This is a genomic window from Staphylococcus sp. HMSC057A08, assembly GCF_001812925.1.
In the GTDB taxonomy this organism is placed as follows: domain Bacteria; phylum Bacillota; class Bacilli; order Staphylococcales; family Staphylococcaceae; genus Staphylococcus; species Staphylococcus hominis.
On record NZ_KV810844.1, the window covers coordinates 30,708 to 55,733 of the forward strand.

General features: G+C 32.7%; 29 protein-coding genes and 1 riboswitch. Of the genes, 28 read left to right on the forward strand and 1 reads right to left on the reverse strand.

Annotation, left to right across the window (positions count from 1 at the left end; genetic code table 11):
- The first annotated feature begins 23 nt into the window (after positions 1-23).
- From HMPREF2881_RS01125 to fabZ, 26 genes are all read left to right on the forward strand, one after another.
- Positions 24-1,295 (forward strand): UDP-N-acetylglucosamine 1-carboxyvinyltransferase, encoded by a 1,272-nt coding sequence (locus tag HMPREF2881_RS01125; RefSeq protein WP_002488145.1) that lies wholly within the window; start codon positions 24-26, stop codon positions 1,293-1,295.
- Between the two features lie 87 nt (positions 1,296-1,382).
- Positions 1,383-1,718 carry a winged helix-turn-helix transcriptional regulator gene (locus tag HMPREF2881_RS01130; protein ID WP_002488141.1) on the forward strand — a complete coding sequence of 112 codons (336 nt, stop codon included), beginning with the start codon at positions 1,383-1,385 and terminating at the stop codon, positions 1,716-1,718.
- A 109-nt stretch (positions 1,719-1,827) separates the two neighbouring features.
- Complete coding sequence (locus HMPREF2881_RS01135; protein WP_002488147.1) at positions 1,828-3,255, forward strand: aldehyde dehydrogenase family protein; 1,428 nt, start codon at positions 1,828-1,830, stop codon at positions 3,253-3,255.
- Between the two features lie 239 nt (positions 3,256-3,494).
- A complete protein-coding gene (gene rho / locus HMPREF2881_RS01140; RefSeq protein WP_070653597.1) occupies positions 3,495-4,811 on the forward strand; it encodes a transcription termination factor Rho in 1,317 nt (438 codons plus the stop codon).
- A gap of 115 nt (positions 4,812-4,926) precedes the next feature.
- Complete coding sequence (locus tag HMPREF2881_RS01145; protein WP_002448672.1) at positions 4,927-5,184, forward strand: type B 50S ribosomal protein L31; 258 nt, start codon at positions 4,927-4,929, stop codon at positions 5,182-5,184.
- A 174-nt stretch (positions 5,185-5,358) separates the two neighbouring features.
- Positions 5,359-5,958 carry a thymidine kinase gene (locus HMPREF2881_RS01150; protein ID WP_002448715.1) on the forward strand — a complete coding sequence of 200 codons (600 nt, stop codon included), beginning with the start codon at positions 5,359-5,361 and terminating at the stop codon, positions 5,956-5,958.
- Positions 5,958-7,034 (forward strand): peptide chain release factor 1, encoded by a 1,077-nt coding sequence (gene prfA, locus HMPREF2881_RS01155; RefSeq protein WP_002488140.1) that lies wholly within the window; start codon positions 5,958-5,960, stop codon positions 7,032-7,034. The genes HMPREF2881_RS01150 and prfA overlap by 1 nt, the downstream gene beginning before the upstream one ends.
- Positions 7,021-7,857 (forward strand): peptide chain release factor N(5)-glutamine methyltransferase, encoded by an 837-nt coding sequence (gene prmC, locus HMPREF2881_RS01160; protein ID WP_002448696.1) that lies wholly within the window; start codon positions 7,021-7,023, stop codon positions 7,855-7,857. The genes prfA and prmC overlap by 14 nt, the downstream gene beginning before the upstream one ends.
- A gap of 84 nt (positions 7,858-7,941) precedes the next feature.
- Complete coding sequence (locus HMPREF2881_RS01165) at positions 7,942-8,982, forward strand: L-threonylcarbamoyladenylate synthase (RefSeq protein ID WP_002488137.1); 1,041 nt, start codon at positions 7,942-7,944, stop codon at positions 8,980-8,982.
- Positions 8,979-9,395 (forward strand): low molecular weight protein arginine phosphatase, encoded by a 417-nt coding sequence (locus HMPREF2881_RS01170; RefSeq protein ID WP_002448647.1) that lies wholly within the window; start codon positions 8,979-8,981, stop codon positions 9,393-9,395. Before HMPREF2881_RS01165 ends, HMPREF2881_RS01170 begins: the two co-directional genes overlap by 4 nt.
- 109 nt (positions 9,396-9,504) lie before the next feature.
- Entirely contained in the window at positions 9,505-10,029 is a 525-nt protein-coding gene (locus HMPREF2881_RS01175) for a TIGR01440 family protein (protein ID WP_002448698.1), read from the forward strand.
- Positions 10,030-10,053: 24 nt separating this feature from the next.
- Complete coding sequence (gene glyA / locus HMPREF2881_RS01180) at positions 10,054-11,292, forward strand: serine hydroxymethyltransferase (protein ID WP_002448684.1); 1,239 nt, start codon at positions 10,054-10,056, stop codon at positions 11,290-11,292.
- A 24-nt stretch (positions 11,293-11,316) separates the two neighbouring features.
- Positions 11,317-11,946: a uracil phosphoribosyltransferase gene (gene upp, locus HMPREF2881_RS01185; protein ID WP_002448669.1), complete on the forward strand. Its 630-nt coding sequence runs from the start codon at positions 11,317-11,319 to the stop codon at positions 11,944-11,946.
- 19 nt (positions 11,947-11,965) lie between these two features.
- Positions 11,966-13,111, forward strand: coding sequence for a non-hydrolyzing UDP-N-acetylglucosamine 2-epimerase (gene wecB, locus HMPREF2881_RS01190; RefSeq protein WP_002448685.1), 1,146 nt, complete (start codon positions 11,966-11,968; stop codon positions 13,109-13,111).
- Between the two features lie 147 nt (positions 13,112-13,258).
- The gene (locus HMPREF2881_RS01195; RefSeq protein WP_002455060.1) at positions 13,259-13,606 is read left to right on the forward strand and encodes an ATP synthase subunit I; all 348 of its coding nucleotides are present in this window, start codon (positions 13,259-13,261) and stop codon (positions 13,604-13,606) included.
- A 28-nt stretch (positions 13,607-13,634) separates the two neighbouring features.
- Positions 13,635-14,360 carry a F0F1 ATP synthase subunit A gene (atpB, locus tag HMPREF2881_RS01200; protein WP_002448665.1) on the forward strand — a complete coding sequence of 242 codons (726 nt, stop codon included), beginning with the start codon at positions 13,635-13,637 and terminating at the stop codon, positions 14,358-14,360.
- 32 nt (positions 14,361-14,392) lie between these two features.
- Positions 14,393-14,605, forward strand: a complete 213-nt coding sequence (gene atpE, locus HMPREF2881_RS01205; protein ID WP_002448651.1) for a F0F1 ATP synthase subunit C — start codon at positions 14,393-14,395, stop codon at positions 14,603-14,605.
- An 86-nt stretch (positions 14,606-14,691) separates the two neighbouring features.
- The gene (locus HMPREF2881_RS01210) at positions 14,692-15,222 is read left to right on the forward strand and encodes a F0F1 ATP synthase subunit B (RefSeq protein ID WP_002448661.1); all 531 of its coding nucleotides are present in this window, start codon (positions 14,692-14,694) and stop codon (positions 15,220-15,222) included.
- Entirely contained in the window at positions 15,222-15,761 is a 540-nt protein-coding gene (locus HMPREF2881_RS01215) for a F0F1 ATP synthase subunit delta (RefSeq protein WP_002448668.1), read from the forward strand. The genes HMPREF2881_RS01210 and HMPREF2881_RS01215 overlap by 1 nt, the downstream gene beginning before the upstream one ends.
- Before the next feature lie 18 nt (positions 15,762-15,779).
- A complete protein-coding gene (atpA, locus tag HMPREF2881_RS01220) occupies positions 15,780-17,288 on the forward strand; it encodes a F0F1 ATP synthase subunit alpha (RefSeq protein WP_002448637.1) in 1,509 nt (502 codons plus the stop codon).
- Positions 17,289-17,319: 31 nt separating this feature from the next.
- The gene (gene atpG / locus HMPREF2881_RS01225; protein WP_002448682.1) at positions 17,320-18,186 is read left to right on the forward strand and encodes an ATP synthase F1 subunit gamma; all 867 of its coding nucleotides are present in this window, start codon (positions 17,320-17,322) and stop codon (positions 18,184-18,186) included.
- 21 nt (positions 18,187-18,207) lie between these two features.
- Positions 18,208-19,620: a F0F1 ATP synthase subunit beta gene (gene atpD, locus HMPREF2881_RS01230; RefSeq protein WP_002448706.1), complete on the forward strand. Its 1,413-nt coding sequence runs from the start codon at positions 18,208-18,210 to the stop codon at positions 19,618-19,620.
- A 21-nt stretch (positions 19,621-19,641) separates the two neighbouring features.
- A complete protein-coding gene (locus HMPREF2881_RS01235) occupies positions 19,642-20,043 on the forward strand; it encodes a F0F1 ATP synthase subunit epsilon (protein ID WP_002448708.1) in 402 nt (133 codons plus the stop codon).
- 308 nt (positions 20,044-20,351) lie between these two features.
- On the forward strand, positions 20,352-20,582 hold the full coding sequence (locus tag HMPREF2881_RS01240) for a DUF1146 family protein (RefSeq protein WP_002448711.1): 231 nt from the start codon (positions 20,352-20,354) through the stop codon (positions 20,580-20,582).
- Between the two features lie 106 nt (positions 20,583-20,688).
- Positions 20,689-21,954 carry a UDP-N-acetylglucosamine 1-carboxyvinyltransferase gene (murA, locus tag HMPREF2881_RS01245; protein ID WP_002488154.1) on the forward strand — a complete coding sequence of 422 codons (1,266 nt, stop codon included), beginning with the start codon at positions 20,689-20,691 and terminating at the stop codon, positions 21,952-21,954.
- Between the two features lie 27 nt (positions 21,955-21,981).
- Entirely contained in the window at positions 21,982-22,419 is a 438-nt protein-coding gene (gene fabZ / locus HMPREF2881_RS01250; RefSeq protein WP_002448673.1) for a 3-hydroxyacyl-ACP dehydratase FabZ, read from the forward strand.
- A gap of 49 nt (positions 22,420-22,468) precedes the next feature.
- Here fabZ and HMPREF2881_RS01255 read toward each other — a convergent pair whose 3' ends face one another.
- Positions 22,469-22,909: a YwpF-like family protein gene (locus HMPREF2881_RS01255; protein ID WP_002448687.1), complete on the reverse strand. Its 441-nt coding sequence runs from the start codon at positions 22,907-22,909 to the stop codon at positions 22,469-22,471.
- Positions 22,910-23,102: 193 nt separating this feature from the next.
- On the opposite strand from HMPREF2881_RS01255, the gene HMPREF2881_RS01260 reads away from it, so the two are divergent.
- A complete protein-coding gene (locus HMPREF2881_RS01260; RefSeq protein ID WP_002488153.1) occupies positions 23,103-23,498 on the forward strand; it encodes a single-stranded DNA-binding protein in 396 nt (131 codons plus the stop codon).
- 404 nt (positions 23,499-23,902) lie between these two features.
- Positions 23,903-24,676, forward strand: a complete 774-nt coding sequence (locus HMPREF2881_RS01265; RefSeq protein ID WP_070653598.1) for a transglycosylase family protein — start codon at positions 23,903-23,905, stop codon at positions 24,674-24,676.
- Positions 24,677-24,887: 211 nt separating this feature from the next.
- A riboswitch (TPP riboswitch) is annotated at positions 24,888-24,990 on the forward strand.
- The last annotated feature ends 36 nt before the right edge of the window (positions 24,991-25,026 follow it).

Sequence of the window (25,026 nt, forward strand, 5' to 3'; positions counted from 1 at the left end):
AGGCGATAAAGGAGAAAAAATAAATGAGTCAAGAAGTAATTAAAATCCGAGGGGGTCAACCACTAAAGGGTGAAGTTACAATTAGTGGTGCAAAAAATAGTGCCGTAGCTATTATTCCAGCTACTTTATTAGCGCAAGGACAAGTGAAAATTGACGGTTTACCGCAAATCTCAGATGTTGAAACACTTGTGAGTTTATTAGAAGATTTAAATATTAAAACAAATCTTAATGGTAAAACATTAGAAGTTGATACATCAGAAATTAAAAATGCACCATTACCAAATAATAAAGTTGAATCTTTACGTGCCTCTTATTATATGATGGGAGCCATGTTAGGTCGATTTAAAAAATGTGTGATTGGTTTACCAGGTGGTTGTCCATTGGGCCCACGTCCAATTGATCAACACATTAAAGGATTTAAAGCTTTAGGTGCTGAAATTGATGAATCAAGTGATACATCAATGAAAATAGAAGCAAAAGAATTGCACGGAGCCAACATCTTTTTAGATATGGTAAGTGTTGGTGCAACCATCAATATTATGCTTGCAGCTGTTCATGCAAAAGGGCAAACAACGATTGAAAATGCTGCCAAAGAACCAGAAGTAGTAGATGTAGCAAACTTTTTAAATAGCTTAGGCGCAAATATCAAAGGCGCCGGTACGAGTACTCTAAAAATCAGTGGTGTTGAAGAGTTACATGGAGCCGAATATCAAGTGATTCCTGATAGAATTGAAGCGGGAACGTATATGTGTATTGCCGCTGCTTGTGGTGAAGAAGTAACAATTAAAAATATTGTACCTAAACATTTAGAAGCTCTCACAGTTAAACTAAATGAATTAGGCGTTGATATTGATATCGATGATGATAAAGAACAAATAGTAATTAAAGGTAAATCATCATATAAAAATGTAGATATTAAAACATTAGTATATCCTGGATTTGCTACTGACTTACAACAACCTATTACGCCTTTATTATTTATGACAGATGGTCCTTCTTTCGTTACAGAAACGATATATCCAGCTCGTTTCCGCCATGTAGAAGAGCTCAAAAATATGGGAGCTAGTATTGAAGCAGATACGTCTACTGGTACTGCAACAATTAAACCTTCTAAACTTCAAGGTGCCGAAGTATATGCGAGTGATTTACGTGCAGGAGCTTGTTTGATTATTGCTGGATTACTAGCAGAAGGTGTTACAACAATTTATAATGTTAAACATATTTATAGAGGATATACAGATATCGTTAAACATCTTCAAGAATTAGGTGCGGATATTTGGACTGAACAAGTTTAATTATTTTTGATATACTTAAATATATTAATTGCTGAAGTATATTAAATACCTGCAATGTTTAAGAAGTTTTGAATAGAGGTGAAGACAATGGAAATCTGTCCATATCTCGAAGAAACCTTTAAAATTGTTGGTAGAAGTTGGAACGGTTTAATCATTAATTACCTATCTCGATGCGCTGATTATACTGCACACTTTTCCGATATGAAAAGGGATTTAAAAACAATTACTCCACGTGCATTAAGTATTAAGCTTACAGAATTAGGTGAGTGGGAATTAGTAGACAAAAAAGTCATTTCTACACGTCCTGTTTCTATCGTTTATGAGTTAACCGATAAAGGAAAAGCACTTGCTGAGGCTTTAAGACCAATTGAAGCATGGGCTAGAGATTACGTCACATTAGAACATAACGATTCAGTTAAATAATATAGTTAAAAGGTTGGAGTTTATATAAACTTTAACCTTTTAATTATGTTTAAATAACATCAAATCGGATATATATTAGACATACACATTCTTAAGGAGTGAATCATTGATGAGAAATTATACTCAACAATATATTAATGGTGAATGGATTGATAGTGAAAGTAACGAAACAATTGATGTAATTAATCCAGCAACAGAAGAAGTTATTGGAAAAGTTGCAAAAGGTAATGAAAAAGATGTAGAAAAAGCGGTTCAAGCTGCTCATGACGTATATTTAGAATTTCGCCATAGTTCAGTTGAAGAAAGAAAACAACTACTAGATAGAATAGTAGAAGAATATAAAAATAGAAAACAAGATATTATTGAAACAATTACAGCAGAGTTAGGCGCTCCACTAACTGTTTCAGAAAATGTTCATTATCAAATGGGTTTACAACACTTTTCAGAAGCACGTAGAGCTTTAGATTCATTTGAATTTGAAGAACGTCGCGGAGATGATTTGGTAACTAAAGAAGCGATTGGCGTTTCTGGATTAGTTACACCATGGAATTTCCCAACTAATCAAACATCTCTTAAATTAGCAGCAGCATTTGCTGCAGGTAGTCCAGTTGTGTTAAAACCTTCTGAAGAAACACCATTTGCTGCAATAATTTTAGCTGAAATCTTTGAAAAAGCAGGCGTTCCTAAAGGCGCATTTAACTTAGTTAATGGTGATGGTGAAGGTGTAGGTAATCCATTAAGCGAACATCCTAAAGTTAGAATGATGTCATTCACTGGTTCTGGAGCTACAGGTTCTAAAATTATGGAAAAAGCAGCTAAAGATATCAAAAAAGTATCTCTTGAATTAGGTGGCAAATCACCATATATCGTACTTGACGATGTAGATATTAAAGAAGCTGCAAAAGCTACAACTGGAAAGGTTGTTAATAATACTGGTCAAGTATGTACTGCAGGAACAAGAATCTTAGTTCCAGAAAGTATTAAACAAGAATTCTTAACTGCCTTAAAAGAAGAGTTTAGTAATGTTAAAGTTGGCGATCCACTTGATAAAAATACCCAAGTAGGACCAATCATTAGTAAAAAACAATTCGACACAGTACAATCTTATATTGATAAAGGTATTGAAGAAGGCGCTGAATTATTATATGGTGGTCCAGGTAAACCAGAAGGATTAGATACAGGTTATTTTGCTAGACCAACTATTTTTATAAATGTTAAAAATGATATGACTATTGCACAAGAAGAAATTTTTGGTCCAGTTGTTTCAGTAATCACATATAATGATTTAGACGAAGCAATCGAAATTGCTAATGATACTAAATATGGTTTAGCAGGATATGTAATTGGTAAAGATAAAGAAACGCTTCAAAAAGTGGCACGTTCAATTGAGGCAGGTAGAATTCAAATTAATGAATCTCCAAACGAACCCTATTTACCATTTGGTGGTTATAAACAATCTGGTATCGGTCGTGAATGGGGCGACTACGGAATTGAAGAGTTCTTAGAAGTAAAATCAATTGCTGGTTATTTTAAATAATTAAGTATAATGAAATAGTTTAATATAAATACAGTTCATGGAATCATTTTAGTTCCATGAGCTGTTTTATTTTTTGAAATTTAATAAAATCATTTTGTAATTAAATTAAAAATTTGCTATATTAATTCTAGTATTTAAGATGCTAACGTTTAAAACATTTAAGTTATAATCATTTAGATGATTTAACAATGCTAGTAGCTAGATGATTTTTATAAAAATATAAGAAATGGGTGCAATTTATGCCTGAAAGAGAACGAACATCACCACAATATGAATCTTTTCATGAATTGTATAAAAATTATACGACAAAAGAACTTACGCAAAAAGCAAAATCATTAAAACTAACTAATTATAGTAAATTGAATAAAAGTGAGCTTGTCTTGGCAATTATGGAAGCTCAAATGGAAAAAGATGGAAATTACTATATGGAGGGTGTTTTAGATGATATACAACCTGATGGATATGGTTTTTTAAGAACCGTTAATTATTCTAAAGGTGAAAAAGATATATATATATCAGCTAGTCAAATTAGACGTTTTGAAATTAAACGAGGCGATAAAGTAACTGGAAAAGTACGAAAGCCTAAAGACAATGAAAAATACTATGGACTTCTACAAGTTGACTTTGTTAATGATGAAAATGCAGAAGTTGTAAAAAAACGTCCTCATTTCCAAGCACTTACTCCGTTATATCCAGAGGAAAGAATTATTCTTGAAACAGAGCCTCGAAATTATTCTACTCGAATTATGGATTTAGTTACTCCAATTGGTTTAGGTCAACGTGGTCTTATTGTCGCTCCTCCTAAAGCTGGTAAAACTTCATTACTTAAAGAAAATGCAAATGCAATTAGTACAAATAAACCAGATGCTAAATTATTTATATTATTAGTAGGTGAACGACCTGAAGAGGTAACTGATATAGAGCGTTCAGTAGAGTCAGCAGAAGTAGTACATTCCACTTTTGATGAACCTCCTCAACATCACGTTAAGGTAGCAGAATTATTATTAGAAAGAGCAAAACGTCTTGTAGAGATAGGACAAGATGTCATTATCTTGATGGACTCTATTACGCGTTTAGCAAGAGCATATAACCTTGTTATCCCGCCTAGTGGTAGAACATTGTCAGGTGGCTTGGATCCAGCATCCTTACATAAGCCTAAAGCATTTTTCGGTGCTGCTCGTAATATTGAAGCAGGTGGTAGCCTAACTATTTTAGCAACGGCTCTAGTAGATACAGGTTCACGTATGGATGATATGATTTATGAAGAGTTCAAAGGTACAGGTAATATGGAACTTCATCTTGATCGTAAATTATCTGAACGTCGAATATTCCCAGCTATTGATATTGGGCGTAGTTCTACGCGTAAAGAAGAATTATTAATTAGTAAGTCTGAATTAGAGTCATTATGGCAACTTAGAAATATGTTTACTGATTCTACCGATTTTACAGAGCGTTTTATAAGAAAATTAAAACGTTCAGAAAATAACAAAGAATTTTTTGAACAATTGCAAAAGGCAGCCGCTGAAAGTACAAAAACAGGAAAACCAATTATCTAAAATATGTGATTGAGGGTTGCGTTTTCCTTCAATAACTATTATAATTACACAGTATTGGGTAAAAACTCACAAATAACTCTGTTCCAGATGGTTCAGGGCAAAGGAGCTGAAAAAAATGAAACAAGGAATTCATCCTGATTACCACAAAGTCATCTTTTTAGATACAACAACGAACTTTAAATTTTTAAGTGGTTCTACTAAAACTTCTTCAGAAACAATGGAATGGGAAGATGGTAACGAATACCCAGTTATTCGCTTAGATGTATCATCTGATTCACATCCATTCTACACAGGACGTCAAAAATTCGCTGCTGCGGATGGTCGTGTGGAACGTTTCAACAAAAAGTTTGGTCTCAAATCAAACAACAATTAATTTTGAACTTAAAATGCCTGCCTAATCTATTATGTATAGAATTAAGCAGGTATTTTTTTATTTCTAAACTATTTTATTAATTTCTTCAGTGATAACCCAGTAATAAACTCATTTATAATAATCGAAAATATGATATAATTAAGCGATTATGTTTTGAAAAAGGTGGAACTTATAATGTATGAGACTTACCATTCTGGTTGGATTGAATGCATTACTGGAAGTATGTTTAGTGGTAAATCGGAAGAATTAATTCGTCGATTAAGAAGAGGAATTTATGCTAAACAAAAAGTAATCGTATTTAAACCAGCTATTGATGACCGGTATCATAAAGAGAAAGTTGTATCACATGATGGTAATGAGCTAGAAGCCATTAATATCTCAACAGCTAGAGAAATACTATTACAAAATTTATCTCAATTTGATGTCATAGGTATAGATGAAATTCAATTTTTTGATAATGAAATTGTACATATAGTAGAAAAGCTAGCTGAAGATGGTCATAGAGTTGTAGTAGCAGGATTAGACATGGACTTTAGAGGTGAACCTTTTGACCCCATGCCTCAAATTATGGCCGTAAGTGAACAAGTGACCAAATTACAAGCCGTTTGTGCAATATGTGGTTCGTCATCAAGTCGGACGCAACGTTTAATTAATGGACAACCAGCAAGAATTGATGATCCAATTATATTAGTAGGAGCAAATGAAAGTTATGAGCCAAGATGCAGAGCACATCATATTGTAGCACCTAGCATCAATGACAAGGAGGAAATATAGTGTTTGATCAATTAGATATTGTTGAAGAAAGATATGAACAGTTAAATGAAATGTTAAGTGATCCAGAAATTGTTAATGATCCAGATAAATTACGAAAATATTCTAAAGAACAAGCTGATTTACAGAAAACAGTAGATGTTTATAGAGATTACAAAAGTAAAAGAGAAGAAGTAGCAGAAATAGATGAAATGCTAACTGAAACAGATGATAAAGAAGAAATTGAAATGTTAAAAGAAGAAGCATCAGGATTAAAAAGTGAACTTCCAGAATTAGAAGAACAACTTAAATTCTTGTTAATTCCTAAAGATCCAAACGATGAAAAAGACGTTATTGTCGAAATTAGAGCAGCAGCTGGTGGAGATGAAGCAGCTATTTTCGCAGGCGATTTATTAAGAATGTATACAAAATATGCGGAATCTCAAAATTTTAAAACTGAAATTGTTGAAGCGGCAGAAAGTGATCATGGTGGATATAAAGAAATCAGTTTTTCAGTTTCAGGTAGTGGTGCTTATAGTAAGTTGAAATTTGAAAATGGTGCTCATCGTGTACAACGTGTGCCCGAAACGGAATCTGGAGGACGCATTCATACATCTACAGCGACTGTAGCTGTTTTACCTGAAGTTGAAGATGTAGAAATTGAAGTGCGTAATGAAGATTTGAAAATTGATACGTATCGTTCAAGTGGCGCTGGTGGTCAACACGTTAATACTACAGACTCTGCTGTACGTATTACGCATATTCCAACCGGTATTATTGCAACGTCTTCAGAAAAATCACAAATTCAAAACCGTGAAAAAGCATTAAAAGTATTAAAAGCGCGATTATATGATATGAAATTACAAGAAGAACAACAAAAGTATGCGGCTCAACGTAAATCAGCTGTAGGGACAGGAGATCGTTCTGAACGTGTAAGAACTTATAATTATCCTCAAAGTCGTGTGACAGATCATCGAATTGGTTTAACTTTACAAAAACTCGACCAAATTATGGAAGGTAAATTGGATGAAATTATTGATGCATTAACACTTTCTGAGCAAACTGAAAAACTGAAAGAACTAAATAATGGCGAGCTTTAAAGATACCTTACAAGAAGCAATTGAATTAACAAAAGAAAAAGGATTTGAACAATCTAGAGCGGAATGGCTGATGTTAGACTTATTTGAATGGTCTAGGACAGATTATTTAATGCATATGTATGATGAGATGTCTCAAGCTGAAGAAGCAAAATTTTCACTTGCATTAGACCGTATGTTATTAGGAGAGCCCATTCAATATATTGTTGGTTTTCAATCATTTTATGGATATCAATTACAAGTAAATTCTCATTGTCTTATTCCACGTCCAGAAACAGAAGAAGTCATGCTTCATTTTTTAGAGCATTGTAAGGATGGGAGTACAATTGCTGATATAGGAACAGGCAGTGGAGCGATTGCAATTGTACTTAAAAAACTAAATCCAACCTTAAATGTAATAGCCACAGATCTTATTGAAGATACTCTAGAGGTAGCATCTGATAATGCACATCAATTAAAAGCGGATATCAGATTTTTAAAAGGTAATGCCCTTAAACCACTTATTAAAGAAAATATTAAATTAGATGGCTTAATATCAAACCCTCCTTATATTGATCAAACTGAGATGAAAGATATGGAAGACACAGTAGTAAAGTATGAACCTCATATCGCGTTATTTGCTGAGGATGAAGGGTATGAGATTTATGAGATGATTCTAGATGATTTGCCCAAAGTACTTAATAAAGGGGCTTATGTAACTTTTGAAATTGGATATAATCAAGGAGAAATATTAAAAGCACGTATTATAAATAAATATCCGCATGTTAATGTAAATCTCTTGAAAGATATTAACGGATTAAATAGAATGATTTCATTTAAGTGGTAATAGTGGAGTGGGAAAGAAATGTATTATTTTCTAACCCACTTCTTTTTCTTTAATAACTTCACATATGTGAAAGGTGTGATCAAAATGAAAACAAAAATATGGAATATGAAAGATTATAGTCAAGATTCCCAAACGTTTTCTCAATTAGCAGAAATAAAAACTATTTATGAAAATGGGGGTCTAATTGCGATACCTACTGAAACAGTATACGGTTTAGGTGCCAATGCTAAAAATGAACAGGCAGTAGAAAACATTTATAAAGCTAAAGGACGTCCGTCTGATAATCCACTGATTGTTCATATTTACAAGCAATCACAAATGGATGCATTTGTATCAACTATCCCTAAGGAAGTCAAAAAATTAATGAATGCATTTTGGCCTGGCCCAATCTCGTTTATTCTTCCTTTAAAACAAGGATACTTATGTGAGAAAGTGACAGGTGGGCTTAATTCTATTGCTGTAAGAATGCCAAGTCATCCAATTGGAAGAGCCATATTAGAATATGTTGATTTGCCAATCGCAGCACCCAGTGCAAATATAAGTGGAAGAACTTCTCCAACGACATTTCAACATGTGTATAATGATTTAAATGGAAAAATAGATGGTATTGTAAATGGCGATCAAAGTGAAGAAGGCTTAGAGAGTACAGTTTTAGATTGCACACAATTTCCTTTTAGAATAGCAAGACCAGGATCAATTACTCAAACAATGCTTAATCACGTGGTACCTCACAGCGTCATTCAATATGATTATAATCAATTAGAACGTCCCATAGCACCAGGTATGAAATATAAACACTATGCACCTAAAACACCTGTATATATGTTAACTGAATTTACACAACCTATTTCTGAGTTAAATGAATCAGGGTTAGCATTTGTTTTACCTTCTAGTATGAAAAAGTATGTACCTAAAGATTGTATATTTATCTCTCTTTGTGAAAATCAAAGAGATGTTAAAGGGGCTAATCATAACTTATATAAAATTTTACATGACATTGATGATGATGAACGAATACAAAAAGCATTTATTTATACTTTTGATAATATTGAAGGCTCTGAAGCAGTTATGAATCGTATGATGAAAGCAACGGGAAATCAAATAGTTAAAGGAAGAGAATTATGAAGATAATATTTGTATGTACTGGAAATACGTGTAGAAGTCCTATTGCAGAAAGTATAGCTACAGCGCTTCTACCTAACGATTCTATTCAATCACGTGGATTATTTGCAATGAATGGACAATCTATCACTCCTGAAGCATTAGAAGTTATTTTAGAAAATAATTTACCAGAACCCTCTGTATCTCAAATATTCAGTCAAGATGACTTAAAAAGTGATTTAATTTTAACAATGACCAATAATCATAAAAGACAGTTAATCAGTCAATATGGGACAGAATATCCTATCTATACATTATGTGAGTATGTATCAGAAACAGGTGAAATAGATGATCCATTTGGCGGTAGCATAGATACCTATCGTCACACATTTAACCAATTATACTCTCTTATTAACAAATTGAAACACGAAGAATAAAGAGAAATATTACGCTAATAGTATAAGTTGAGTAATAAATAAGTTATAATAAAAAAGTATAGCTTGTCAGCTATGCTTCTTTTTATCTTTGCAAGTGAGGTGAAATAATATGCAAGAACTTACAACTTTACTGGATGAATTGAAATCCCAATCTTTTTTCAAGAAAGATGAGATGTGTGTGATAGGATGTTCAACTTCTGAAGTAATTGGGGAAAAAATTGGGTCAGTTGGTTCAATGGAAGTCGCTGAAACTATTTTTAATGAATTAGAACGTATAAAACGTGAAACGGGCGTTTCATTTGCGTTTCAAGGTTGTGAACATATCAATAGGGCGATTACAATTGAGCGTGAAGATTATAATCCATTTACTATGGAAGAAGTAACTGTTGTACCAGATGTTCATGCAGGAGGAAGTCTTGCTACATATGCCTATCAACATATGAACGATCCAATAGTCATTGAATATATAAAAGTGCCTAAAGGTATTGATATTGGTCAGACGCTTATTGGAATGCACATTAATCATGTTTGTGTTCCATTGAGAACAAGCGTTAAAAAAGTTGGTGAAGCTATAGTTACAATCGCTACTTCAAGACCAAAAAAAATTGGTGGAGAAAGAGCTAAATACGAATAAGTTCTAAAGGAAGAAGGGGAATATATGTCTTATATTAAAGAACAAGATCACATTATTTATGAAGCGATTCAAAATGAATATAACCGTCAAAACAATAATATTGAACTCATTGCTTCAGAGAACTTTGTTTCAGAAGCGGTAATGGAAGCGCAAGGATCTGTAATGACAAACAAATATGCAGAAGGCTATCCAGGTCGTCGTTATTATGGTGGTTGTGAATATGTTGATGTTACAGAAACAATTGCTATTGAACGTATCAAAGCTTTATTCGGAGCTGAACATGCAAATGTACAACCACATTCAGGTTCGCAAGCTAATATGGCAGTGTATTTAGTTGCTTTAGAAATGGGAGATACTGTGCTTGGAATGAATTTAAGTCATGGTGGTCATTTAACCCACGGTGCTTCAGTTAATTTTAGTGGTAAGTTTTATAACTTTATCGATTATGGTGTAGATAAAGAAACTGAAAGAATTAATTATGATGAAATTCGTGAATTAGCACTGAAACATAAGCCTAAATTAATTGTAGCTGGTACGTCAGCGTATTCTAGACAATTAGATTTTAAGAAATTTAAAGAAATTGCTGATGAAGTTGGTGCTAAATTAATGGTTGATATGGCACACATTGCAGGTTTAGTAGCAACTGGATTACATCCTAATCCTGTAGAATATGCTGACTTTGTTACCAGTACAACTCATAAAACGCTGAGAGGACCACGTGGAGGCCTAATTCTTTGCAAAGAAAAATATAAAAAAGAGATAGATAAGACAATATTTCCTGGAATTCAAGGTGGACCACTAGAACATGTGATCGCTGCAAAAGCTGTTGCTTTTGGAGAAGCTTTAGAACCAGATTTCAAAGTGTATCAAGAACAAGTCATTAAAAATGCTAAAACTTTAGCTGAAACACTTCAAGATGAAGGATTTAGAATTGTTTCAGGAGGTACGGATAATCATCTAGTTTCAGTAGATGTGAAACAATCAGTTAATTTAACTGGTAAACAGGCTGAAGAAACATTAGATTCAATTGGTATTACATGTAATAAAAATACAATACCTTTTGATCAGGAGAAACCATTCGTTACAAGTGGAATTAGACTAGGCACTCCTGCTGCAACGACGCGTGGTTTTGATGAAGTAGCATTTAAAGAAGTAGCTTTAATTATCAGTACAGCATTAAAAAATTCAAATGACCAAGCAAAATTGAAAGAAGCTAGTGATAGAGTAAAACAATTGACTCAACAATATCCGCTATATGAATAACAACATAAATGGAGGAAATGAATTATGAGTAAAGTACATGTATTTGATCACCCACTCATTCAACATAAATTGAGTTACATTCGTGATAAAAATACCGGAACAAAAGAATTTAGAGAGCTTGTTGATGAAGTAGGTATGCTAATGGCATATGAAGTTACAAGAGATTTACAATTGCAAGATGTAGAAATTGAAACTCCTGTAACAACTATGACAGCCAAACGATTAGCTGGAAAAAAATTAGCAATTGTACCTATTTTAAGAGCAGGCTTAGGGATGACAGATGGTGTATTAAACTTAGTTCCAGCTGCTCGTGTAGGACATATTGGATTGTATCGTGATCCTAAAACATTAAAAGCAGTAGAATATTTTGCTAAATTACCTCAAGATATTGATGAGCGTGAAATTATAGTAGTTGATCCAATGTTAGCTACAGGCGCTTCAGCAATCGAAGCAATCAATTCACTAAAAAATCGAGGTGCAAAGAATATTCGTTTTATGTGTTTAATTGCCGCACCTGAGGGTGTTGAAAAAATGCAAGAAGCGCATAAAGATGTTGATATCTATATTGCAGCTTTAGATGAAAAACTTAATGAAAAAGCATATATTACACCTGGTTTAGGAGACGCTGGGGATAGATTATTTGGTACTAAATAGTACTATAGGAGTAAATATTATGAGAAAGATTATGACAGTCTTTGGTACAAGACCAGAAGCAATTAAAATGGCACCTTTAGTTAAAGCACTTGAAAAAGATTCAATGCTAGAACCAATTATTGTTGTAACTGCTCAACATAGAGAAATGCTTGATTCAGTTTTAAAAACATTCAACATAACACCCCATTATGATTTGAATATCATGAAAAAAGGGCAAACTCTTTCAGAAATAACAGCTAGATCTATTATTCAACTTGAGCAAATTATGAAAAAAGAATGTCCAGATATGGTACTTGTTCATGGTGATACCACGACTACTTTTTCTGGCGCATTAGCAGCATTTTATAATCATACATCTGTAGGACACATAGAAGCTGGTCTTAGAAGTGGGAATAAATATGCGCCTTTTCCAGAAGAAATAAATCGACAGATGGTTAGTAACATTGCCGATTTACACTTTGCTCCTACTATTGGTGCAAAACACAATCTAATTCAAGAAAATAAAGATAAGACATCTATAGTGATTACTGGCAATACTGCCATTGATACACTAAATTTTACAATTAATAAAAATTATACCTCTGAGTTGATAGAAAAGCATAAAAATAAAAAAATTGTATTGCTGACCGTTCATCGTAGAGAAAATATTGGAAAACCTATGGAACATATTTTCAAAGCAGTTAGAGATATCGTTGAAGATATTGAAGACGTGGTAGTAGTTTTTCCTTTACATATGAATCCCGAAGTTAGAAAACTATCATACGCTTACTTAGAAAAACATCCAAGGGTAGAGCTTATTGAACCATTAGATGTTGTTGATTTTCATAATTTTGCTAATCATGCTTATTTAATTTTGACTGATTCTGGAGGCATTCAAGAAGAAGCACCATCATTAAATAAACCAGTTTTAGTTCTTAGAGATGTAACTGAAAGACCTGAAGGTGTAGAAGCTGGAACATTAAAAGTAATTGGAACAGAGTATACACATGTGTATCAAGAAATAAGAAAATTATTAATGAACAAACAAGTTTATAATAATATGGCATATGCTCAAAATCCTTATGGAGATGGAAAGGCATCTGAACGTATATGTGAAAGCATTAAATACTATTTAGGATTAACCGAAGAAATACCTAAAGAATTTGAAAAGTTAAAAAATTGTTGATTTAATTGTGAACATTTTATGACAATATTGGTGTTAAATTAAACAACAATTTGAATAGAATTGACACATAAATTACCCTATATTATTATTAAATTTGTATGAGTGGAACGGTTTCCATGATTGTCATAAGTTTTGGAGGCACAAAGAATGAAACGGTTCAGCATCATATTTAGACAATTCATTCAATATTACATTTATTTTTTAATAATGTTAAGTATTTTGTATTTTATTAAATCTAATTCTTTTTTATTAGGCTTAATAATTGGGACACTCGGGTCTCTAATCAACACATACATTTTTGAGATATATCTTTCTAGGACAAAACAACCAGATAATATACATATTTCTACAGGCAATGTATGGAGATACTTAGTCGCAATTATTGCATGTATAGTATGGGTTGTCTTTAAAGAGAATGTAAATATCATTGGTATAATGATAGGCCTTATGATTTCTTATGTATTAATCATTTTACGCCCTCTCTTGCTAAAATAGTAAACTATATACAGAAAGAGGTGAGTACATGGATCACAAATCCCCACTCGTAAGTTGGAATGTGTTTGGATTTGATATTGTTTTCAACTTAGCAAGTATTATGATGCTTATTATTACTGCTATTATTGTTTTTATAATAGCTATTGTTTGTACGCGTAATCTCAAGAAAAGACCTAGTGGCAAACAAAACTTTATCGAATGGATTTTCGATTTTGTAAGAGGCATTATTGAGAGTAACATGGCTTGGAAAAAAGGTGGTCAATTTCACTTCTTGGCGGTAACATTAATTTTATTTATTTTTGTTGCCAATATGCTAGGTTTACCATTTGCAATTGTTACACATGATCATTATTTATGGTGGAAATCTCCAACTGCTGACGCGACTGTAACGTTGACGTTATCTACGATGATGATTTTATTAACACATTATTATGGTGTTAAAATGCGTGGAACAAAGGCATATGTTGGTAATTACTTTAAACCTTTCTGGCCATTAGCAATTATTAATGTCTTTGAAGAATTCTCTTCAACATTAACACTAGGTTTACGTCTTTACGGTAATATTTTTGCTGGTGAGTTACTATTATCACTATTAGCTGGCCTGTTTTTCCAAAACGGCTGGGGCTGGATAATTAGTATTCCTGGCTTAATTATATGGCAAGGATTCTCAATCTTTGTCGGTACAATCCAAGCATATATCTTTATTATGCTATCTATGGTTTACATGTCCCATAAAGTTGCGGACGCACATTAACATAAACAAACATTTTAGGAGGAATTATTAATATGGGTTTAATCGCAGCAGCAATTGCAATCGGTTTATCAGCATTAGGTGCTGGTATCGGTAACGGTCTTATTGTTTCAAGAACAGTTGAAGGTGTAGCACGTCAACCAGAAGCACGTGGTCAATTAATGAGTATTATGTTCATTGGTATTGGTTTAGTTGAAGCATTACCAATCATCGGCGTTGTTATCTCATTCATGACATTATTCAGATAAGAAATGTTCGAGGCGAAGTCTCTTTGATCTTCGCCATTCGTTTTATTTAGTGGCAAAGTGATGATTAATAATGAAAGGAGTGTCAAATGCCAGTGAATGCATTAACCAATTCATTTGTTTTAGGTGCAGCTGCAGGTGGCGTTGAATGGGGAACAACAATTGTTACAATTATTACATTTATTATCCTATTGGCGTTATTGAAAAAATTTGCTTGGGGTCCATTAAAAGAAGTAATGGATAAACGTGAACGCGATATCAATAGAGATATTGACGAAGCTGAAGAAGCAAAATTGAATGCACAAAAACTTGAAGAAGAAAATAAAAAGACACTTAAAGAAACACAAGATGAAGTTCATCATATTCTTGAAGATGCAAGAATTCAAGCACGTAAACAACATGAAGAAATTATTAAAGATGCACATGAACGTGCAAATGGTATGATTGAAACAGCACAAAGTGAAATCAAAAGTGAAAAAGAACGCGCTCTTGCAGATATTAATAATCAAGTTTCTGAGTTATCTGTTTTAATTGCTTCTAAAGTTTTACAAAAAGAGATTTCAGAACAAGATCAAAAAGGTCTCGTTGATAAGTATCTTAAAGAGGCAGGCGATAAATAATGGCAGATGTAGCAAAAAAATATGCTAAAGCTTTATTTGATGTCTCTATAGATAAAGATCGATTAGATTTAATGTATGAAGAATTAAAAGAAGTTAGTAATGCAACTTTAAATTACATTGATGATTTAAAAGCAATTGATTCAAATCCTAATCAACCTGCTTCTGAAAGACGTAAATTTGCAGGTATTGTATTTGGGGATGCGAACTATTACTTAAAAAATATGCTAATGATTTTAGCAAATAATCGTCATTTAGCGCTTATACATTCTATCTTTAAAGAATTTAAACATTTGTATGACCATCATTATAATCAAGGTGATGCTTTGGTTGAATCTGTATATCAATTGAATGAAGAAGAATTATCTCATATTGAAAGAGTAATTCTTAACAAAACTAAATTGTCTAAAGTACATATTACAACTAAAATAAATCCTAACTTAATTGGCGGGTTTAGAGCAAAAGTTGGGACTACTGTATTAGATGGTAGTATAAAAAATGATTTAGAACAAATAGAGCGTAAATTTAAAAGAGTTAATTAAAAAAGAGGAGTGACATAGATGGCCATCAAAGCTGAAGAAATCAGTGCATTACTTCGCTCACAAATTGAAAACTATGAGTCAGAAATGTCTGTTGATGATGTAGGTACCGTCCTTCAAATTGGTGATGGTATTGCATTAATTCACGGATTAAATGATTGTATGGCTGGTGAGCTTGTAGAGTTTTCAAACGGTGTGCTTGGTTTAGCACAAAACCTTGAGGAATCAAATGTGGGTGTCGTAATTTTAGGACCTTATAGTGAAATTAGAGAAGGCGACGAAGTTAAACGTACTGGCCGTATCATGGAAGTGCCAGTAGGTGAAGAACTTATCGGACGTGTTGTAAATCCACTTGGTCAACCAATTGATGGACAAGGTCCTATCAATTCCACTAAGACACGCCCTGTTGAGCAAAAAGCAACAGGCGTTATGGATCGTAAATCAGTTGATGAACCATTACAAACTGGTATTAAAGCGATTGACGCATTAGTACCAATTGGTCGTGGACAACGTGAGTTAATCATTGGTGATAGACAAACAGGTAAAACAACGATTGGTATTGATACAATTTTAAACCAAAAAGGTTTAGATACAATTTGTATTTATGTAGCTATTGGTCAAAAAGATTCAACAGTACGTGCAAACGTTGAAAAATTACGTCAAGCTGGTGCTTTAGACTACACAATTGTTGTATCTGCATCAGCAGCGGAACCAGCACCATTATTATACATCGCCCCTTATTCAGGAGTGACAATGGGTGAAGAGTTCATGTTTAATGGAAAAAATGTACTTGTTGTATATGATGATTTAACTAAACAAGCAGCTGCTTATCGTGAATTATCATTATTATTACGTAGACCTCCAGGCCGTGAAGCGTATCCAGGTGACGTCTTCTACTTACACAGTAGATTATTAGAAAGAGCAGCTAAATTAAACGATGCATTAGGTGGCGGTTCAATTACAGCTTTACCTATCATTGAAACACAAGCTGGGGATATCTCTGCATATGTTCCAACTAACGTGATTTCAATTACTGACGGACAAATTTTCTTACAATCTGATTTATTCTTCTCAGGTGTACGACCTGCGATTAATGCTGGTCAGTCTGTATCACGTGTTGGTGGTTCAGCACAAATTAAAGCAATGAAAAAAGTTGCTGGTACATTACGTTTAGATTTAGCATCTTATCGTGAGTTAGAATCATTTGCACAATTTGGTTCTGATTTAGACGAATATACTGCTAGAAAATTAGAACGTGGTAAACGTACGGTTGAAGTTTTAAAACAAGATCAAAACAAGCCACTTCCTGTTGAAAATCAAGTGTTAATTATTTATGCCTTAACAAAAGGTTATTTAGATGATATCCCTGTAGAAGACATTACACGTTTTGAAGATGAATTAAATAGTTGGTCTAAATCAAATGCTTCAGAATTATTAGGGGAAATCAGAGAAACTGGTAATCTTCCAGATGATGCTAAATTTGAATCAGCTATTAATGAATTTAAGAAAAGTTTTAGCAAATCTGAATAACTAAACTTTAAATCAAAAAGGTGGTGAGATAATGGCTTCTCTTAAAGAGATAGATAGTCGTATTAAATCGACGAAAAAAATGAAACAGATTACCAAAGCGATGAACATGGTTTCAAGTTCTAAATTACGTCGAGCTGAAAAAAATACTAAGCAATTCGAACCCTATATGGAAAAAATGCAAGATGCGATAACTGCTATTGCAGGCGCAAGTAAAAATTCAAATCATCCAATGTTAAGACCAAGACATATTCAACGTAGTGGTTACTTGGTTATTACAAGTGACAAAGGATTAGCGGGTGCTTATAGTTCGAATGTGCTTAAGCGACTAGTCAATGACATTAAAGAAAAACATACAAATAGTGATGAATATAGCATTATTGTTTTAGGTCAATCCGGTGTTGATTTCCTTAAAAATAGAGGTTATGAAGTTGAAAGTTCACTTGTTGATGTACCTGATCAACCTTCATTTAAATCAATACAAGCTATCGCTAAGCATGCGATTGACTTATTCAGTGAAGAACATATTGATGAACTTAAGATTTATTATAGCCACTATGTTAGTGTTCTTGAAAATAAACCTTCTGTTAAACAAGTTCTACCATTATCTCAAGAAGATTCTAGTCAAGGCCAAGGTCAAATGTCTTCATATGAATTTGAACCAGATAAAGACTCAATCTTAAGAGTTATTCTTCCACAATACGTTGAAAGTTTAATTTATGGAACGATTCTTGATGCTAAGGCTAGTGAACATGCAGCACGTATGACTGCAATGAAAAATGCATCTGATAATGCAACTGAACTTATTGATGACTTATCATTACAATATAATAGAGCGAGACAAGCTGAAATCACTCAACAAATTACAGAAATTGTTGGTGGTTCTGCCGCACTTGAATAATATTTTAAAGGAGGAAACAACATGGGTAATGGCCGTGTAACTCAGGTTATGGGTCCTGTAATTGATGTTCGATTCGAACATAATGAAGTCCCTGAAATTAATAATGCCCTAATTATTGAAGTACCCAAAAATGATGGCACATTTAAATTAACATTAGAAGTTGCATTGCAACTAGGTGATGATGTTGTTCGTACTATTGCAATGGATTCAACTGATGGTGTTCAACGTGGTATGCAAGTTGTGAATACTGGTAAAGATATTAGTGTTCCTGTAGGTGAAGAAACACTTGGACGTGTGTTTAACGTTTTAGGAGAAACAATAGATTTAAACGAAAAAATAGATAGTTCTGTTAGACGTGATCCAATTCATCGTCGTCAACCTAATTTTGATGAATTATCTACTGAAGTAGAAATTCTTGAAACAGGTATTAAAGTTGTAGACTTATTAGCACCTTATATTAAAGGTGGTAAGATTGGTTTATTCGGTGGTGCCGGCGTAGGTAAAACTGTATTAATTCAAGAATTAATCAATAATATCGCTCAAGAACATGGTGGTATTTCTGTATTCGCTGGTGTAGGTGAACGTACTCGTGAAGGTAACGATTTATACTATGAAATGAGCGATAGTGGCGTTATCAATAAAACAGCCATGGTATTTGGGCAAATGAATGAGCCGCCAGGTGCGCGTATGCGTGTTGCTTTATCAGCATTGACAATGGCTGAATATTTCCGTGATGAACAAGGTCAAGATGTACTTTTATTCATTGACAATATTTTCCGCTTTACTCAAGCTGGTTCTGAAGTTTCAGCATTATTAGGACGTATGCCTTCAGCTGTAGGTTATCAACCTACATTAGCAACTGAAATGGGTCAATTACAAGAACGTATTACATCTACTAATAAAGGTTCAGTCACTTCAATTCAAGCAGTATTCGTTCCTGCCGATGACTATACTGACCCAGCACCAGCAACTGCGTTCGCACATTTAGATGCAACAACAAACTTAGAACGTAAATTAACTGAAATGGGTATTTATCCTGCGGTAGACCCATTAGCTTCAACTTCTAGAGCTTTAGAACCATCTATTGTTGGACAAGAACATTATGAAGTTGCACGTGAAGTTCAATCTACATTACAAAAATACAGAGAATTACAAGATATCATTGCAATTTTAGGTATGGATGAATTATCTGAAGAAGATAAATTAACAGTAGAACGTGCGCGTAGAATTCAATTCTTCTTATCACAAAACTTCCATGTGGCTGAACAATTTACTGGTCAAAAAGGTTCTTATGTTCCAGTTAAAACAACTGTAGCGAACTTTAAAGATATCTTAAATGGTAAATACGATCATATTCCTGAGGATGCATTCCGTTTAGTTGGAAGTATGGATGATGTTATTGCTAAAGCTAAAGATATGGGTGTTGAAGTTTAAACTAATTAGGAGGTAAAGATAATGAACACAGTAAATCTTGATATTGTCACTCCTAATGGTTCAGTCTACGAAAAAGATGATGTTGAACTCGTTGTATTTCAAACTACTGCGGGCGAAATAGGTATCATGAGTGGACATATTCCGACAGTTGCCGCATTAAAGATAGGCCATATTAAAGTTAAGTTTAAGAATGGTACTGAGTATATAGCTGTTAGTGGTGGCTTTGTTGAAATTAGACAACATAAAGTATCTGTCATTGTTCAAACAGCTGAAACAGCTAGTGAGATTGATGTAGAAAGAGCTAAATTGGCTCGTCAAAGAGCACAGTCTCATTTAGATGAAGAGGATAACAGTGACATTAACCGAGCTAAACGCGCATTAGCTAGAGCGGAAAACCGTCTGCGTGTAGCTGAATTAAAATAATGATTAAATGACGTGGGATAATATTTATGATGAATATATTGTCTCACTTTAGTGAGAATGGTTAATGAAAAAGTAACAGGTATTAAAATATTTTGATTTAGTTAATTATTCTTAATATATTAAAAGAGTTTGAGACATTTAATAGTGTTTCAAACTCTTTTTTTATTGTACATAAAAGAACTTAGAATAATAATAACTTTAAATTTTTATTTTAGTTACTTTTTATTAAATATTGTAACGTTCTTATGTATCATTATTAACTTTTTTAATGTACAATATATTACAGAAATCTTTAAGGAGAGAAAAGAATGGAATATGTTGGACAATTTGCAATAATACATTTATTTTTACATGTAATATGTATATGTATTGCGTACTGGGCATTACATTCTCTCAGATTAGATCAATTTTTTAAAAAAGGATATTCAACACGACTGCAAGTGTGTATGATTTTCTTAGCAATTTTAATGGGTACTGCAGTAAGTAACTTTATCGTAGATTTATTACAGTACTCTACACAAATTAAATATTTATTTTAAAAAATGAATTTCTATCAATTAACTAAAAATGTAGATATACTAATTAAATAAGTAATTCAAAATGGGAAATGTTATAAGAAATAGGAGTTTAATGTGGAGGATTAATATGGATAAGATAATTATAAATGGAGGCAATCGCCTTACTGGTGAAGTTCAAGTAGAAGGAGCTAAAAATGCTGTATTACCTATCCTTACAGCATCGTTATTAGCGTCTGAAGGAAAAAGCAAATTAACCAATGTGCCTGATTTAAGTGATGTGGTTACTATCAATAATGTTTTATCTACTTTAAACGCTAAAGTGGATTATGATAAAGAAAATGGATTAGTTACAGTTGATGCTTCTGCTACACTAAATGAAGAAGCGCCTTATGAATATGTGAGTAAAATGAGAGCAAGTGTGTTAGTAATGGGACCTTTATTAGCACGTCTAGGTCATGCAATCGTTGCATTACCAGGTGGCTGTGCAATTGGTGCTCGTCCAATTGAACAACATATCAAAGGTTTTGAAGCATTAGGGGCAGAAATTCATTTAGAAAACGGAAATATATATGCAAGCACTAAAGAGGGATTGAAAGGTGCAAATATTCATCTAGATTTTCCAAGTGTAGGTGCAACTCAAAATATTATAATGGGTGCTTCTTTAGCACAAGGAAAAACAGTTATCGAAAATGTAGCTAAAGAACCTGAAATTGTAGATCTAGCTAATTATATCAATGAAATGGGTGGTAACGTTATTGGTGCTGGTACAGATACCATTACTATCCATGGTGTTGAGAAATTAACAGGAGTTAAACATGCAATTATACCTGATCGCATTGAAGCAGGTACATTTATTATCGCAGCAGCAATTACAAGAGGAGATGTTTTTGTAAAAGGTGCTGTTAAAGAACATATGACAAGTTTAATTTATAAGTTAGAAGAAATGGGAGTTAATCTCGATTTTAATGAGGAGGGTGTACATGTCACTACAAATGGTGAACTTCAACCTGTAGATATTAAAACACTGCCTCATCCAGGTTTCCCTACAGACATGCAATCACAAATGATGGCATTATTATTAACAGCTGAAGGTCATAAAGTGGTTACTGAAACAGTATTTGAAAATAGATTTATGCATGTTGCAGAATTTAGAAGAATGAATGCTAATATTAATGTAGAAGGTAGAAGTGCTAAAATAGAAGGTAAAAGTCAACTACAAGGTGCTCAAGTAAAAGCTACCGATTTAAGAGCTGCCGCAGCTCTTATTTTGGCTGGTTTAGTAGCAGAAGGCACAACTCAAGTGACAGAGCTTAAACACTTAGATCGTGGTTATGTTAATTTCCATGAGAAGTTAAAATCACTTGGTGCAGATATCAAAAGAGTCAATGACTAATTTTTAAATAGATTTGAGGTAATAGTTATGGAAACCATTTTTGATTATAATGAAATAAAAAAAATCATCCCTCATAGACAACCTTTTTTACTTATTGATCGTATTGTTGAATATGAAGAAGGAAAGCGTTGTGTAGGTTTAAAACAAGTTTCAGGAAACGAACCATTTTTCCAAGGGCATTTTCCTGATTATGCAGTTATGCCTGGTGTTCTCATTACGGAAGCTTTGGCACAAACTGGAGCAGTAGCTATGTTAAATAGTGAAGAAAATAAAGGTAAAATTGCTTTATTTGCTGGTATTGATAAATGTAGATTTAAAAAACAAGTGACACCTGGTGATACTTTAATGTTAGAAGTTGAAATTACAAAAATTAAAGGTCCTATTGGAAAAGGTACAGCAAAAGCTACTGTTGATGGACAGCTTGCTTGTAGTTGTGAACTTACTTTTGCTATTCAAGATGCATAATTTAAAATAGAGTAGTAGCGAAATAAATCATTTCGTTACTACTCTATTTCTATTTTTTAAATTTTTCTTCTTTTAATTTCGGCTTAGATTGCATCATTCTGTTGAATGTGATTTTCAATTCTTCTCCTGATAATCCTTCATCAATAAGTTGTTCTAATAGAGTTTCTGCGTATACTTGTCGATGTGTATAAATATGACACTCGAAAATAATTGACATTTTTCCTGCAAATAGAGAAATGTTTTTTATTGTTGCATCAAACAATGCTGGATCGTTAGAAGGTCTAGTAATCACTACTCTGATATCTAATATTGTTTGTGATTCATAATATTTTTGCATGATATCATAATGTGTATCTGAAATTACAATTTCCAGAAGCCAACCTGTACCACTACTTTCTTTATTTATAATCACACCATCATAAAGTTCAAATTCTGAAATCCTGTTACCATCGCTTACTATTTGGAATCGAACTGCTTTAAACGTCTTCATAACATTACTCCCATACTCTTAAAAATTTTTAAATTATATGATTATTGTTTTTTTGTTAAATAAGAAGTGTCATATCTTAATATTTTTCTTAAATATATCAGATATTAATACTAAAAAGGGAAGAAATTTAAAAAAATAGCTTTTTGACGTTATATTCAATTCTATTTAATATAACGATATAAGGAGGTGACACATGTTAAATAAGATAGTAATCGTTGGTCGTATGACTAAAGATGCAAAAATTTATAATAATGAGGAGGTGAAAATCGCAACGTTTAGTGTGGCTACTGAACGTAATTATAAAGATGAAAATGATGAAATGGCGTGTGACTATATATTGTGTAAAGCATTTGGTAAGATGGCCAGTAACATTGAAAAATATACTTCTCAAGGATCATTAGTAGGTATTACTGGCCAAATGCGTTCTCGTAAATATGAAAAGGAAAAACAAACTCACTTTGTAACAGAATTATATGTTGAAACAATTAAATTTATGTCCCCTAAATTAAATAATGAAAAACTCTCAGATAACTCACTAAATACAGACACTTATCCATTTGATCATCTCGAATTAATGAATATAAAATAAAACTCTCTATTTTTAATACTCCAAACCTTTCCAATTAATATAAAATAAGTCTTTCAATTATACTCAAATATACTCAAGAGGTCGGTATAAATATTCCGACCTCTTTAACTATGTATGAGACATTAGATACAACTAATTCATTGAATGATAAAAAATACAGTTCATTTTTCTGAAATATTACAAGATGATTACAGTTAATTCTTTTATTATATATCTAATAAATACTGCCATTAAAGTTTTTATAGTATATATATAAGAAGAATTATCTATAAACCTATGTAATTTTAATGTAAAATAAATACATTCTTTTTTATTTCACTGTAACCTGCTAAGCTTTTTAAGATGTTAGAGTAGTACCTGTAAAATATTTAAGAAAATAAATGACTTAGGAGGATTATACTATTATGAAAAAGACAATTATTGCATCTTCATTAGCAGTAGGTTTAGGATTAGTAGCAGGAAACGTAAGTCATGCTGATGCAAGTGAAAGTCAAATTAATAAAGAAAAATTAGCTCAATTAGCGGAATCTAACGATCAATCATTAAATCAACATCCTATTCAAGAAGGAGCATATAATTACCAATTTAATTTAAATGGTAAAACTTATCATTTTTGGTCAGATGGAACATATTTTAAATGGGAATATTATCCATCAAACGGTTCAACTGTAAATAGTGCTAATCAAAATGTAGCTTCAACTCAAACAGCACAAAATGTATCTTACCAAAATAATAATTATAAAAATATAAATCAATCAGCTTCAACTTCAAATGTAAGTCAACACTATGCAAATGAAGCTCAAACACAACAAACACCAAAAACAACACAAACACAACAAACACCAAAAACAACACAAACTAAACAAGCAACTCAAACACAACAAGCACCTGCTAATGCAACTACAAATCAACCTAAACAATCAACAAGTGGTTCATCTGTAAATGTAAATAGTCATTTACAACAAATCGCTCAACGCGAATCAGGTGGAGATATTCATGCAATCAACCCTTCTTCTGGTGCAGCAGGTAAATATCAATTCTTACAATCTACTTGGGATTCAGTAGCACCAGCACAATATAAAGGTGTATCACCAGCACAAGCACCTGAAAGTGTTCAAGATGCAGCGGCAGTAAAACTTTATAATACTGCAGGTCCATCTCAATGGGTTACAGCGTAAAACTTAATAAATAATTTACTAGTGCCTGAGACAATATGAGTTGTCTTAGGCATTTTATATATATTGATAGTAATGACTGAATTTAAAAAGATTTCTGTACTATTCTTTATTTATTATATTTATAATAATAGTTGTATGAATTAAACTTATTTCAATGAATATCTTTTTTATTTGAATTATAACAATGGTTTTGTTATGGTTAAGTTAAACTAAAGACTACTAGGGGAGCCATGGAATATGGCTGAGATGAAGCATTCAGACCCTTATAACCTGATTTGGTTAATGCCAACGTAGGAAAGTAGTAATACATATTCATTCATTCTATTTTTTTGAATATTGACTACATTTCT